A 15,117-nucleotide genomic window follows, 5' to 3' on the forward strand; every position below is an offset into this window, starting at 1 on the left:
GGCAGTCGGCGACATGGGGGTTTCGGTGATGCGAACGATGGCTGTGGTCGGCACGGGCCTGATCGGTACGTCGATCGGACTGGCCGTGAGCCGGCACGGGATGAAGGTGCATCTGCTCGACCAGGACGAAGTAGCCGCTCGCACGGCCGCCGCGTTGGGCGCGGGCGTGGTTGGTCCTTCGGACAAGCAGGTCGACCTGGCGGTGATCGCCGTACCGCCGAGCGCGGTCGGCGGTGTGCTCGCGGAGATGCAGGCACGAGGGCTGGCCCGGAGCTACACCGACGTGGCCAGTGTGAAGGCACAGTTGGCACGGGAGGTCACCCCGTCCAGCTACGTCGGTGGACATCCTCTTGCCGGCGGTGAGCGAGGCGGTCCGCTTGCCGCCCGCGCGGATCTGTTCGAGGACCGGGCCTGGGTCCTGACGCCGTCGGAGCCGACGTCCCAGGACGCGGTGAACCGGGTGCTCGAAATGATCGCGCTGTGCGGGGCCGTTCCAGTGATCATGGGCGGTCGCGCACACGACGACGCGGTGGCGTTGACCTCGCACGCTCCTCATCTGGTGGCCAGTCTCATGGCCGCGCGACTTCAACACGGTTCGCGGGAGTCGTTCCGGCTCGCGGGGCAAGAGCTGTGCGACGTGACGCGGATGGCTGTCAGGGACACCGGGCTGTGGAGCGACATCCTGCAGGCCAACGCACCGGCTGTCGCCGGAGTGCTCCGGGAACTGAGGGACGACCTGACGACACTGCTGACCACGCTCGACGACCTGTCCGGCGAACCGCAGGACAACAGGAGTCGGAGCCTGGAGCCGATGGTCGACCTGCTGAACAGAGGTGCTGCCGGACTGGCGGCGATTCAGGGATGGCAGGGTCCCGACCGGCAGGCGCACCTTGAGGTCCTGGTGCCGGAGCGCCCCGGGCAGTTGGTCCGCCTGCTGGACGCGCTCAAGGAATTCCAGGTGGAGCCGGAGGACGTGGTGCCGCGGTACTCCGCGGAAGAAGGAACGTTCTCCGTCATGTTCGCGGTGCCCGCAATGCGGGCCGGACAGATCGTCCTGCGACTGGGCCATGCCGGTTGGAATGCCGAATCCGTCGACCCGGTCGCCGGCACGCCCTGTTCAGCCTGAATCAAAAGCCTTTTTCGAGAGAGGACAGGTGAATGTACGCACAAGAAGGATCCATTGCTGACCCTCTTCGCGTGGCTATCATAGGCACGGGAAACATCGGCTGCGATCTGCTGCTCAAGGTGATGGCCTCGCCCCAGCTCCGGTGCGAATCGTTCGTCGGCCGACGCAACAGCTCACCGGGTATCGAGCTCGCGAATTCTCACGGCATCCCGACGACGGCCGGCGGGATCGACGCCCTTGCCGAGATGGCGGACCGGATCGACGTGGTGTTCGATGCCACGTCGGCCCAGGACGCGCTGCACAACTGGAAGATCCTCGAGGGCCTGGGAATTCCGGTCATCGACCTCACGCCGGCGCATCTTGGCAGGTTCTGCGTCCCGGCACTCAACCTCGAGGAGTGCCTCGACGAGCAGAACGTGAGCATGGTGACCTGCGGCGGACAGGCCGCGGTGCCCATCGCTCGCTGCTTCAGCGACGCCTCCGACGGCGGCCTGGGATACCTGGAGATCGCCACGGCCAGCTCGTCGGCGAGTGTCGGTCCCGCGACGAGGGCGAACATCGACGAATACGCTTTCACCACGCAGCGGGCCACCTACGAGTTCTGTCAGGTGGACACCGCCAAGACGATTCTCATCATCAATCCGGCGGAGCCGGGAATCGTCATGCGGAACACCATCGCAGTCCCGGCTTCGGAAAAGATCGACATGGAAGCGCTGCGCGTCTCGGTCGACGCCATGGAGAAGCGGATCAATTCCTATGTCCCGGGCTATCGCGTTGTCGTTCCGCCGGTGGCTGTTGACGATCGCATCATGGTGACCATCGAGGTGGAAGGCCTCGGTGACTGGTTGCCGCGCTACGCCGGGAATTTGGACGTCATCACCTGTGCGGCAGTGGCTGTCGCCGAGGGACGAGCGGAGGCACGTCGATGAGTGCACATGCCGAGCGGCGGCTCAAGATCTGTGACACGACCCTGCGGGACGGAAATCACGCCGTATCGCACCAGCTGGGTCATTCGGACATCTCCTCCTATGCCAAGGCCGCAGAGCTCGCAGGGGCCGACCTCCTCGAGGTCGGGCACGGCAATGGACTCGGCGCCTCGTCCATCCAGGTCGGACGTGCCGCGCTGACCGACATGGAGATGCTCGAAGCCGCGCGCGCCCAACTGAAGAACACGCGGCTGGGCGTCCTGTCCATACCGGGGATCGCGACGGTCGAGCGAAATCTGAAGCCCGCGCTGGAGTGCGGAGTCGACGAGGTCAGGGTCGCTGCCCACTGCACCGAGGCGGATGTGACCCGCCAGCAGATCATGATGCTCCGGGCGATGGATGTGACCGTCAAGGGCATGCTGCTGATGAGCCACATGGCGCCGACCGAGACGCTCGTCAAGCAGGCGCGGCTCATGCAGGAGTACGGCGCACACGCGGTCATCCTGATGGACTCGGCCGGCGCGTACACCCCGGCTGCGGTTCAGGAGAAGGTCGGCGCGCTCGTCGAGGCACTCGACATCGAGATCGGCTTCCACGGCCACAACAATCTCGGCCTTTCGGTGGGCAACAGCATGGCGGCCGTCAAGGCCGGCGCGACCATCGTGGACGTGACGGCGCGCGGCTTCGGCGCCGGGGCTGGCAACGCACCGCTCGAACTGGTCGCCGCGAACCTGCACCTGGAGCAGATCGAGACCAATCTCCAGCTGTTCGCGGCACTCGACGCGGCCGATCTCGCGGAATCCACCTTCGTCAAGGTCATTCCGACGAACGACAGCGTCACCATCGCCAGCGGTATCGCCGGTGTCTTCTCCGGATTCGCCGCCCCCACCCGCCGCGCCGCGGAGCGCTTCAAGGTGGACCCGCGAGAAATCCTGATGGAGCTGGGCCGCAGGGGCGTCGTCGCAGGCCAGGAGGACACCATCATCGAAGTGGCGATGGGTCTCGCCGAAAAGAACTCTCTGTACGACGTCATTTGATGACCTTTTCAGAAAGGCAAGGAGTAAAGGTGAACATGAATTCCGTGCGTGAGGCGGGAGCGGATTTCGCGGCGGTCGCCGCGCTGCTGCAGATCGCCGCCGAGATCGGCGTGGACGAGGTGCTGGACTCGGGCCGCACCTTCGGCGCCGCGGACCTGGCCGAGGCGACCGGTCTCTCCGAGGACAGCCTCAAGGGCTTCGTGCATGCGCTGTCGGCCGCCGGGCTGCTCACCGCCGAGGACGGGAACGACCGGTACCGCGCGTCCGACGACTACGCGGACTGGCGGCACGAGGTCGGGTACCTGTCCTGGGCGCTGACGGCCAACAGCCCGTTCCTGCAGAACGCGCGGGCCTTCCTCACCGACAGCGAGTCCGCCGCCGACGCCTACCGCCGCGACGGCCGCCGGGTGGCGGTCAGCTCGCGCTGGATCGGGGACCGCACCTTCTACCCCGCCGTTGTCGACCGGGTGGTGGCCGCCGACGCGAAGCACGTCGTCGACCTCGGCGCGGGCGCGGCCGGTCTGCTCATCGACCTTCTCGTTCAGGACGACCGCCGTACCGGTGTCGCCCTCGACCTGAGCGCGGGTGCCTGCGCTGCTGCGCGAGAGGCCGCGGGACGAGCCGGCGTGGACGGCCGGCTGCAGGTCGTCGAGCGGTCGGTCGAATCCCTGATCGCCGATCCCAGCCCCCTGGAGGGGGCGGATGTCATTCAGGCCTGCTTCGTGATGCACGACGTCCTGCAGGACGAAGCCGCCTTCGACGACGTGCTGCGCACATGCCACAAGGCCCTCGCGCCCGGCGGGCTCGTGGCCGTGGTCGACGCGGTCTCGTACGGGCAGGAGGACCGCGAGCGCAAGTTCAGCGCTCTCTTCACCTACCTGCACTCGACCTTCATGGGAGTCGAGCTTCCCACCGAGGACCAGTGGGTCGAGAAGTTCCGCAGCGCCGGCTTCTCGAACGTCGAGTGCATCTCGCAGGTCATGCCGGGTGGTCGGCTGTTCCTGGCGACCAAGTAACTCCCCGAGGACGAGTCATGCTGCATGGTCCCCACGCCGTTCACGAGCAGATAGCCGGCGAACTGTGGAACGCCAAGAACGAGCGCAAGCCGATACCGCCCATCTCCGCCCGGTATCCCTATTTCACCGCGCAGGACGCCTACATCGTCCAGCGAGAACTCCGTGCCCTTGAACACAAGGACGGAGCGGTGCACGCCGGGTACAAGATCGGCGCCACAAGCGTCGCGATCCAGGAGATGTTCGGTGTCGATGAGCCGGATTTCGGGTTTCTGACCGAAGGCATGCTCCTCGCCGATGGCGCCAGCCTCGATCCGGAACGGTTCATCTCGCCCAAGGTCGAGGGGGAGATCGCGTTCCGGATCGGCGCCGACCTCTCCGATCCCCGCACGACGGCGGCGGATGTCCTGGCCGCCACCACCGAGCTCTTCCCGGCCCTGGAGGTGCTCGACAGCCGTATCGAGAACTGGGACATCGCGTGGGTGGACACCGTCGCAGACAACGCCTCGTCGGCCATGGCCGTTCTGGGCAAGGGCGTTCCCTTCGACGGGCGCGACCTCGCCGCCGAGACGATGGTGTTCGAGTCGGGTGAGTCCGTCCTGACGGCGAACGGTTCGGCCGTGATGGGGCATCCGGCGGAGTCCGTGGCATGCCTGGTACGCATCTTGGCCTCTTTCGGCGCGGGGATCGGTGCCGGCGACGTGGTCCTGGCCGGATCGCTGGCCGCAGCGATCGATCTCGAGCCCGGCGCCACCGTCAGGGCGTCATTCGGGTCCTTGGGATCCGTATCCCTTTCTATGCGAAACACATGCGAGATCGAAAGAAGGTGATGGGTAATGCGTGCTGCGGGTGCTGTTGATGCCGCCGACGATCGGTCGTTCGATTCGAGCGCGGCGTTGATCGGTGATTCGGTGCAGGCGGCTTTCGCGGCTCAGGTGCTGCGCTCCCCGGACGGGGTGGCGGTGCGGTGTGCGGGGCGGGAGCTGTCGTACCGGGAGCTGGATGAGCGGGCGAACCGGCTGGCGCATCGGCTGGTGGGTTCGGGGGTGGGTCCGGAGGCGCCGGTGGCGGTGCTGATGGAGCGCTCGGTGGATCTGGTGGTGGCGCTGCTGGCGGTGCTGAAGGCGGGTGCGTTCTATCTGCCGCTGCACAGCGGGTATCCGCTGGAGCGGATGCAGTGGATCGTGGACGAGACGTCCGCGCCGGTGCTGCTGGCCGACACGGCGATGCGCGGCCGCGGCCTGCCGGATGCCCCGGTGGTCGTGGTGGTGGACGAGGACGAGCAGCTGGCCGGGCTGCCCGCCACCGACCCGGGCGTGGAGTGCCGGCCGGACCGGCTGGCGTACGTGATGTACACCTCGGGTTCGACGGGCCGCCCGAAGGGTGTGGCGGTGACGCACCGCGACGTCCTCGAGCTGGTCGTGGACGGGATGTTCGGCGAGGGTGCGCACGAACGGGTGCTGATGGTGGCCCCGTACGCGTTCGACCCGTCGACGTACGAGCTGTGGGTGCCGCTGCTGCACGGTGGGCGGACGGTGGTGTCGCCCGAGGGTGATCTGAGTGTGGCGACGCTGGCCCGTCTGATCGCCGAGGAGGAGATCACCGGTCTTCAAGTGACGGCGGGTCTGTTCCGGGTGATGGCGGAGGAGGACCCGGGCTGCTTCAAGAACGTCCGCGAGGTCATCACCGGCGGTGACGTGATCTCCCCGACCGCCGTACGACGAGTCCTGGAGCACTGCCCGGACACGGTGGTGCGCTGCGCCTACGGTCCGACCGAGACCACGCTGTTCGCCACCCAGGCCCCCTGGACCGCGGCCAACGCGGTGCCGGCGCCGATCCCGGTGGGACGTCCGCTGGACGGCATGCAGGCCTACATCCTGGACGACGCGCTCTCGCTGGTCCCGGCGGACGTGGCCGGGGAGCTTTATCTGGCGGGTGCGGGACTGGCCCGCGGGTACTTCGGACGTCCTGACCTGACCGCGGAACGGTTCGTCGCCGACCCCTTCGGCCCGGCCGGCAGCCGGATGTACCGCACCGGTGATCTGGCCCGCTGGTCCGACGAGGGACTGCTGGAGTTCGTCGGCCGGGCCGACGACCAGGTCAAGATCCGCGGCTTCCGCATCGAACTCGGCGAGATCGAAGCCGTGTTGGGACACTTCCCCGGACTGTCCCAGGTCGCGGTCGTGGCCCGCGAGGACCAGCCCGGCGACAAGCGCCTGGCCGCCTACGTGGTCACCGACACCGGCACCCTGGACACCGAGGCGCTGCGCGCGCACACGGCCGGCCTGCTGCCGGAGTACATGGTCCCCTCCGCGTTCGTCGTGCTCGACCGGCTCCCGCTGACCACCAACGGCAAGGTCGACTACCGCGCCCTGCCCGCACCGGACACGGCGACGACCACCCGGACCGGACGCGCTCCGCGGACCCCGCGCGAGGAGATCCTGTGCGGCCTGTTCGCCGAGATCCTGGGCGTGCCGGCGGTCGGCATCGACGACAACTTCTTCGAGCTGGGCGGCCACTCCCTGTCCGCCACTCGCCTGGTCAGCCGAGTACGGGCGATCCTGGGCGTGAAGCTCTCGATCCGCAGCCTGCTCAACACTCCCACCGTGGCCGCTCTGTCGAACCTGGGCCAGGCGGACAGCGAGGAGCAGGACAGCGCGCTGGAGCACGTGCTGAACCTGCGGCCGGTCGGCAGCCGTCCGCCGCTGTTCTGCGTGCACCCCGGAGGCGGCATGGCCTGGTGCTACGCCGGTCTGCTGCGCTACGCCCCGAAGGAGTTCCCGGTGTACGGGCTCCAGGCCCGCGGGCTGGGCGTGGACGAGCCGCTCTCCGCCGACATGGACGAGCTGATCGAGGACTACCTCGGCCGCATCCGGGCGATCCAGCCGTCCGGCCCGTACTCCCTCCTGGGCTGGTCCTTCGGCGGCAAGGTCGCGCATACCCTGGCGGCCCGCCTCCAGCAGGAGGGCGAGCAGGTGTCCCTGCTGGCCGTGCTCGATTCCGGCACCGGAGGGCACGCGAGCTCGGACCGTTCGCGCAGCCAGCGCGATCTCCTGGAGCTCGCGTTCGACGGAATCGGAGCCTTTTACGCCGAAGCCGGCGACGAGCCGATCGAGATGCCGCGCATCCTCGAGATTCTCAAGGCCCACGGCGGAACACTGGCCAGCCTCGAGGAGCGGACTGTCGCCGCTCTCATCGACATCACGGAGAACAACCTCAGGATCAGCCGGGGAGCGGCCACCGAGCACTTCGACGGCAACATGATCTTCATTGAGGCGGCCGGGCCGGACGGTGGGTCCACCGGACTCGCGGAGGTCTGGGAGCCGTATGTGAGCGGCCGGATCGAGAAGCACGTCACTCCGTTCGAGCACATGCAGATGATGAGCGCGGATGCGCTTGCGGACATCGCTCCGGTTCTGGCTCGGGCGATGAAGACCAGTTCTGACGGAATGAAGCAGGCGAGGAGCCACTGATGTCCGACCAGCCTGCGGCCAACAGGTCGACGCTGCACCGAGGACGGGTGCTGCGCGTCGAATGGGTGACCCCGCACATGGCCAGGGTTGTCCTCGGCGGTGAGGGCCTGCAGAGGTTCGCCGCCGGACAGTACACCGATCACTACGTTAAGTTGATCTTCCCCCTCGAGGGTGTGCGGTACCCCGAGCCGTTCGACATCGCGGCCATTCGCCGGGACTTCCCCCGGGACCAGTGGCCCAAGACCCGGACGTACACGGTCCGCGGGTGGGACCCGGAGGCCGTCGAACTGACCCTGGACTTCGTCCACCACGGTGAGCGTGGTCTGGCCGGCCCCTGGGCCGCGACGGTCAAGCCCGGTGAGGAGATCTACTTCATCGGTCCCGGCGGCGGCTACTCGCCCAGCCCAGAGGCCGATTGGCATCTGCTCGCCGGAGATGAGGCCGCCCTGCCCGCGATCGCGGCTTCCCTGGAGGCAATGCCGTCAGGAGCGGTCGTCAAGGCGTTCATCGAGGTCTCCGGTCCGGAGGACGAGCAGGAGATCCGGACGCCGGCCGATGCCGAGATCGTCTGGCTGCACCGCGGGGAGCGTCAGATTGGCGACGCGCTTCACGAGGCCGTCTCCGCACTGGACTTCCCGACCGGAACGGTGCATGCCTTCGTCCACGGTGAGGCGCACTTCGTGAAGGCGCTGCGGCAGCACCTCCGAATGGAACGCGGCCTGACCCGCGATCAGCTGTCCATTTCCGGCTACTGGCGGCGCGGGGTGGACGAGGACGGATGGCAGTCCACCAAGTCCGAGTGGAGCCGCGACCCGGCGGACCCGACCCCGGCGTAGTTCTCGGCCCTTTCCATGACATCGGTGACGTCGCCGCCCACTCCCCGTGGGCGGCGGTCATCGGTGAGCCAGTGCCCGTTCTCTTCTGTTGGCCCGACTGCGAGTCGTGCGATCTCAACCCCGAAAGACGGTGAGTGGTAATGCGTGCTGCAACTTTTGGTGATGTCACCGACGATCGGTCGTTCGAGTCGAATGCGGCGTTGATCGGTGACTCGGTGCAGGCGGCCTTTGCGGCGCAGGTGCTGCGGTCCCCGGAGGGGGTGGCGGTGCGCTGTGCGGGACGGGAGCTGTCGTACCGGGAACTCGACGAGCGGGCCAATCAGTTGGCGCACCGGCTGCTGGGTCTGGGCGTGGGGCCGGAGGCACCGGTGGCGGTGCTGATGGAGCGCTCGGTGGATCTGGTGGTGGCGCTGCTGGCGGCGATGAAGGCCGGAGCGTTCTACCTCCCGCTGCACAGCGGTTACCCGCTGGACCGGAAGCAGTGGATCGTCGACGAGACGTCCGCGCCCGTCCTGCTGGCCGACGCCGCGATGCGCCGCCGCGGTCTTCCGGATGCTCCCGTGGTCGTGCTGGTCGACGAGGACGAGGAGCTCGCCGCACTGCCGGTCACCGACCCGGGTGTGGACTGCCGGCCGGACCAGCTGGCGTACGTGATGTACACCTCCGGTTCGACCGGCCGCCCGAAGGGTGTGGCGGTCACCCACCGCGACGTGCTCGAGCTGGTCGTGGACAGCATGTTCGAGCCGGGCGCGCACGAGCGGATGCTGATGGTCATCCCGTACGCGTTCGATCCCTCGATCTACGGCCTGTGGGTGCCGCTGCTGCAGGGTGGGCGGACGGTCATCACGCCCGAGGGTGATCTGAGTGTGGCGGCGCTCGCCCGACTGATCGCCCAGGAGGAGATCACCGCCCTGGACGTCTCCGCCGGCCTGTTCCAGGTGATGGCGGAGGAGGACCCGGGCTGCTTCGCAGGTGCGCGTGAGGTGATCACGGGTGGTGACGTGGTCTCGCCCACCGCGGTGCAGCGGGTGCTGGACCACTGCCCGGACATCGTCGTGCGCAGCGCGTACGGTCCCACCGAGACCACGCTGTATGCGACGCAACATCCGTGGCGGCTCGGCAGCGAGCTGCCGGCACCGCTGCCGATCGGCTTTCCGCTGGACGGGATGCAGGCCCATGTGCTCGATGAGGACCTGTCGCTGGTCCCGGCCGGCGTGGCCGGCGAGCTCTACCTGGCGGGCGCGGGCCTGGCCCGCGGTTACTTCGGACGTCCGGACCTGACCGCCGAGCGCTTCGTGGCCGACCCCTTCGGCCCGGCCGGCACCCGCATGTACCGCACCGGCGACCTGGTTCGCTGGTCCGACGAGGGGGCGCTGGAGTTCCTGGGCCGGGTCGACGCCCAGGTCAAGATCCGCGGGTTCCGCATCGAACTCGGCGAGATAGACGCGGTGTTGGCGCGCTTCCCGAGGATATCCCAGGTCACGGTCATCGCTCGTGAGGACCAGCCGGGCGACAAGCGTCTGGTGGCCTACGTGGTCGCCGACCCGGGCCACGGCGACGGGATGGATGTCGAGGCCCTGCGCGCACACGTGGCGGGTCAGCTGCCGGAGTACATGGTGCCCTCGGCGTTCGTGGTGCTCGACCGGCTCCCGCTCACCACCAACGGCAAGCTGGACCGGCGGGCGCTGCCCGCCCCCGACCAGCCCACCGCCGGCACCGGACGCGCCCCCCGCAGCCCCCGGGAGGAGACCCTCTGCCGGCTGTTCGCCGAGATCCTCGGCGTGCCGGCCGTCGGCATCGACAACGACTTCTTCGAGCTCGGCGGCCACTCGCTGCTCGCCACCCGCCTGGTCAGCCGCATCCGTTCGGTCCTGGGGGCCGAGCTGGTGGTGCGGACGGTGTTCGAGGCCCCCACGGTCGCCGCCCTCGCCGAGCGGGTCGCGCAGGCAGGGGTGGCCCGGCCCGCGCTGACCGCGACGGTCCGCCCGGAGCGGGTCCCGCTGTCCCCGGCGCAGAACCGGCTGTGGTTCCTCGACAAGCTCGAGGAGACCAGCGCCACCTACAACCTTCCCCTCGCCGTGCGCCTGTCGGGGCCGCTGGACCGGGTCGCGCTGCACGCCGCACTCGAGGACGTGGTGGACCGGCACGAGAGCCTGCGCACCGTCTTTCCCGAGGACGCCCAGGGTGTGCCGTACCAGCAGATCCTGTCGGCGGATCGGGCCATGCAGGACTTCGAGCTGGTCCGGACCGACGAGGCTGCCCTGCCCGGGCAGATCTCGGCTCTCGCTGCGGAGCGTTTCCACCTGGCGGTGAACCCGCCGGTCCGGTTCCGTCTGTTCGCCCTGTCGGAGACCGAGCACGTCCTGTTCCTGCTCATCCATCACATCGCGTCCGACGGATGGTCGGTGGCTCCGCTGACCCAGGACATCGGCCGTGCCTATGCGGCACGGTGCGCGGGGGAAGAACCGTCCTGGACGCCGCTGCCGGTGCAGTATGCGGACTACACGCTGTGGCAGCGTGAGCTCCTCGGCGCCGAGGACGACTCCGACTCCCTGCTGAGTGAGCAGCTGGCCTTCTGGACCAAGGCGCTGGAAGGCATCCCGGACCAGCTCGAGCTGCCCTACGACCACTCGCGGCCGAAGGTGGCCAGCCACCGCGGCGACTCGGTCTCCTTCGAGCTGGACGCGGAGCTGCACCAGCGCCTGATCGCTCTGGGCCGTACCCATCAGGCCAGTCTGTTCATGGTGGTGCAGGCCGCGTTCGCCGCGCTGCTCTCCCGGCTGGGCGCGGGCCACGACATTCCGGTGGGTACCCCCATCGCCAACCGGACCGACGAGGCGATGGGCGACCTGGTCGGATTCTTCGTCAACACCCTGGTGATCCGGACCGACACCACCGGCGATCCCTCCTTCGACCAGCTGCTGGCCCGGGTCCGGGAAGTGTCGCTGGAGGCCTTCGCCCACCAGGACGTCCCCTTCGAGCACCTGGTGAACGTCCTCAACCCGGAGCGCTCCACCGCCCAGCACCCGCTCTTCCAGGTGCTGCTCGCCATGCAGAACACCGCGTCCGTCCGGATGGACCTTCCGGGCCTGACCGCGGACGTGAGCCTGGGTGACACCGACGTCGCCAAGTTCGACCTCACCCTGGAACTCTTCGAGCAGCACGCGGTGCAGGGCGTTCCCGACGGGATCAGCGGGCGGCTGGGCTATGCCCTCGATCTGTTCACCGCGGAGACCGCACAGCGGATCGCGGCTTGCCTGGAGAGGCTGCTCGCCGCGGTTGCGGTGGAGCCGGACCTGCCGCTGAGCCGGATCGGCCTCCTCTCCGCGGAGGAGCACCGGCGGCTCGTCGTCGAGTGGAACGACACGACCGTGCCGTACCCCGACAACACCACCGTGCACCAGCTGTTCCAGGACCAGGTCGCCAGGACTCCGGACGCGCCGGCGGTGTTCTGCGGCGAGGAGGCGGTGACCTACCGCGAGCTCGACATGCGGGCGAACCAGCTCGCCCACTACCTGATCGACCGAGGAGTGCGCGCGGAGCAGCTGGTTCCGGTCTGTGTCGAACGGGGCATCGACGCGGTCGTTGCCGTCCTGGGTGTCCTGAAGGCAGGCGCTGCCTATGTGCCGCTCAACCACGACTACCCGGTGCAGCAGCTGGAGTTCATGGTGGCCGACGTGGAGGCGGGGCTGGTCATCACCCATGCCCACCTCCAGGACCGGCTGGCGGGCGTGACCGCCGAGCGGCTTCTGATCGACCAGGAGTGGCCCGAGATCGCCACCCGGCCGCACACCGACCCGTCCGTGCAGGTCGACCCCGACGGCCTGTTCCACGTCATCTACACCTCCGGCTCCACCGGCACCCCCAAGGGCGTCATGATCGAGCACCGCTCGGTCTGCCGGCTGGTCGACAGCGACGTGTTCGCCGGCATCGGTCCCGGCCACGTGGTCGCCCATCCCTCCAACTTCGCCTGGGACGCCTTCACCTTCGAGTGCTGGCCCGCGCTGACCTCCGGCGCTGCCATGGTGGTGATGGACAAGGAGGTCCTCCTCGACGCCGTCGAGCTCAAAGCTGCCCTGCGCCGCTGCGGTGTGACGATGATGTGGCTGACGTCTCCCCTTCTCCGCCAGCACCTGCTGGACTGCCCCGACCTCCTCGCCGACGTCCAGTACGTGTTCTTCGGCGGCGAGGCGATCGACCGGCCGGTGGTGGACCAGCTGGTGGCCGGGCCGTGGGCCCCCGCGCACCTCGTCCACGGCTACGGGCCCACCGAGGCGACGGTGTTCACCACCTGCTACACGGTGGACCGGACCACCCCCCGAACCGGGCAGATCCCCATCGGTCGACCGCTGACGAACACCGAGGTGTTCGTCATGGACGAGAACGGTGCCCTGCTTCCCCCGGGGGTTCCGGGCGAGCTGTGGGTCGGCGGCCCCGGCGTGGCCCGGGGCTACTGGAACCGCCCCGAGCTGACCGCAGAGCGGTTCATCAAGCACCCGTTCTCAGACGATCCTCAGGCACGGGTGTATCGCACCGGTGACGTGGTGCGGTGGCGGGCGGACGGGCTGCTGGAGTTCGTGGGCCGGGTCGACCACCAGGTGAAGATCCGTGGCTTCCGCATCGAACCGGGCGAGATCGAGGCCGTGCTGGCCCGCTTCCCGGGGCTGTCGGACGTGGCGGTGCTGGTGCGTGAGGACCGGCCGGGCGACAAGCGCCTGGTCGCCTACGCGGTCGCCGAGCCGGGCCACGGCGACGGGGTGGACGTCGAGGCCCTGCGCGCACACGCGACGGGTCAGCTGCCCGAGTACATGGTGCCCTCCGCGTTCGTGGTGCTCGACCGGCTCCCGCTGACCACCAACGGCAAGCTCGACCGGCGGGCGCTGCCCGCCCCCGAGCTGCCGGCGACCGGGGCCGGGCGCGGTCCGCGGACGGCGCGGGAAGAGGCCCTGTGCGCTCTGTTCGCCGACGTCCTGGGCGTGCCCGCGGTCGGCATCGACGACAACTTCTTCGAGCTCGGCGGTCACTCCCTCCTCGCCACCCGCCTGGCCAGCCGCATCCGTTCGGTCCTGGGGGCCGAGCTGGTGGTGCGGACCGTGTTCGAAGCTCCCACCGTCGCCACCCTCGCCGAGCGGGTCGCGCAGGCAGGGGCGGCCCGGCCCGCGCTGACCGCGACGGCCCGCCCGGAGCGGATCCCGCTGTCCCCGGCGCAGAACCGGCTGTGGTTCCTCGACAAGCTCGAGGAGACCAGCGCCACCTACAACGCTCCGGCGGCGTTCCGGATCACCGGGGAGCTGAACCCCGAGGTGCTCGAGCGGGCCCTGGGCGACGTGGTGGCACGGCACGAGAGCCTGCGGACGGTGTTCCAGGAGGTGGACGGGAGCCCGGTCCAGGTGATCCTGGACCAGGACGCCGCCAGCGTGGGGCTGCACCGGGTCACCTGTGGTGCGGACGAGGTGGACGCGCTGCTGCGCGAGGCCGGTCAGTACGTGTTCGACCTGTCGGCCGAGCTGCCGCTGCGAGCAACGCTGTTCACCGTCGCTCCCGACGAGCAGGTCCTGCTGCTGCTCCTGCACCACATCGCGAGCGACGGTGCCTCGATGGCGCCGCTGGCGTGTGATCTGGAGGTCGCATTCCGGGCCCGGATCCAGGGGGTCGAGCCGTCGTGGCCGGCTCTGCCGGTGCAGTACGCGGACTACACGCTGTGGCAGCGTGAGCTCCTCGGCGCGGAGGACGACCCCGGTTCCCTGGTGAGTGAGCAGCTGGCTTTCTGGACCGAGGCGCTGGAAGGCATCCCGGACCAGCTCGAGCTGCCCTTCGACCGCCCCCGGCCGAAGGTGGCCAGCTACCGCGGCGACTCGGTCTTCTTCGAGCTGGACGCAGAACTGCACCGCGGCATGGCGGAGCTGGCACACTCGACCGGCGCCACCACGTTCATGGTGGCTCAGGCGGCACTGGCAGTGGCGCTGACGAAGATGGGTGCGGGGACGGACGTCCCGATCGGCACCCCGGTCGCAGGACGCGCAGACGAAGCACTGGACGACCTCGTCGGCTTCTTCGTCAACACCCTGGTCCTGCGGACGGACACCTCCGGGAATCCGACGTTCCGGGAACTGCTGGAGCAGGTCCGGGAGACCGACCTGGCCGCGTACTCCCACCAGGACGTGCCGTTCGAGCGCGTGGTCGAGGCGGTCAACCCCCAGCGCTCACTGGCCCGCCACCCGCTCTTCCAGGTACTGCTCAACCTTCAGACCGACGACGGCAATGCGCTGGACCTGCCCGGCCTGACGGTCCAGGAGATCGTGGGGAAGCAGCAGACGGCGAAGTTCGACATGTCGCTGAACTTCCTCATGCAGTACACCGATGCAGGTCTTCCCGGGCCTGTGCGGGCGTATGTCACGTACGCCGCGGATCTCTTCGACCAGGAGACCGTGGAGCGCGTGTTCACCGGCCTCGTCCGTGTCCTGGAATCCGTGTCTGTCGCTCCGGAGCAGGCGATCAGTCAGATCGACGTGATCGATGAGGCAGAGCGTGTGCGGTTGTTGGAGTCGTGGGCCGGGGCGGAGCCCGGTGGGGGGCTCGGTGCCGGTTCGGTGCAGGCGGCTTTCGCGGCGCAGGTGCTGCGCTCCCCGGACGGGGTGGCGGTGCGGTGTGCGGGGCGGGAGCTGTCGTACCGGGAGCTGGATGAGCGGGCGAACCGGCTGGCGCA

The 15,117-nt window shown here is 69.0% G+C and carries 8 protein-coding genes; all 8 read left to right on the forward strand.

Translation table 11 applies throughout. The annotated features are described in order from the left end of the window. Nucleotides 1–13: 13 nt before the first annotated feature. Nucleotides 14–1,126, forward strand: a complete 1,113-nt coding sequence (locus ACIP4Y_RS38290; protein WP_401401750.1) for a prephenate dehydrogenase — start codon at nucleotides 14–16, stop codon at nucleotides 1,124–1,126. Nucleotides 1,127–1,197: 71 nt separating this feature from the next. Beyond that, nucleotides 1,198–2,055, forward strand: a complete 858-nt coding sequence (locus ACIP4Y_RS38295) for an acetaldehyde dehydrogenase (acetylating) (protein WP_401401752.1) — start codon at nucleotides 1,198–1,200, stop codon at nucleotides 2,053–2,055. Beyond that, nucleotides 2,052–3,089, forward strand: a complete 1,038-nt coding sequence (dmpG, locus tag ACIP4Y_RS38300) for a 4-hydroxy-2-oxovalerate aldolase (protein ID WP_358648201.1) — start codon at nucleotides 2,052–2,054, stop codon at nucleotides 3,087–3,089. The genes ACIP4Y_RS38295 and dmpG overlap by 4 nt, the downstream gene beginning before the upstream one ends. 35 nt (nucleotides 3,090–3,124) lie before the next feature. Beyond that, nucleotides 3,125–4,105, forward strand: coding sequence for a class I SAM-dependent methyltransferase (locus ACIP4Y_RS38305; protein WP_358648202.1), 981 nt, complete (start codon nucleotides 3,125–3,127; stop codon nucleotides 4,103–4,105). Nucleotides 4,106–4,122: 17 nt separating this feature from the next. Further along, nucleotides 4,123–4,932: a 2-keto-4-pentenoate hydratase gene (locus tag ACIP4Y_RS38310; RefSeq protein ID WP_401401756.1), complete on the forward strand. Its 810-nt coding sequence runs from the start codon at nucleotides 4,123–4,125 to the stop codon at nucleotides 4,930–4,932. A gap of 81 nt (nucleotides 4,933–5,013) precedes the next feature. Then, nucleotides 5,014–7,575: an amino acid adenylation domain-containing protein gene (locus ACIP4Y_RS38315; protein WP_401401759.1), complete on the forward strand. Its 2,562-nt coding sequence runs from the start codon at nucleotides 5,014–5,016 to the stop codon at nucleotides 7,573–7,575. After that, entirely contained in the window at nucleotides 7,575–8,411 is an 837-nt protein-coding gene (locus tag ACIP4Y_RS38320; protein ID WP_401401762.1) for a siderophore-interacting protein, read from the forward strand. Before ACIP4Y_RS38315 ends, ACIP4Y_RS38320 begins: the two co-directional genes overlap by 1 nt. A 200-nt stretch (nucleotides 8,412–8,611) precedes the next feature. After that, on the forward strand, nucleotides 8,612–15,117 hold a 6,506-nt coding region (locus ACIP4Y_RS38325; RefSeq protein ID WP_401401765.1), incomplete at its 3' end, for an amino acid adenylation domain-containing protein.

The sequence above is a fragment of the Streptomyces sp. NPDC088810 genome (assembly GCF_044750305.1).
Classification (GTDB): domain Bacteria; phylum Actinomycetota; class Actinomycetes; order Streptomycetales; family Streptomycetaceae; genus Streptomyces.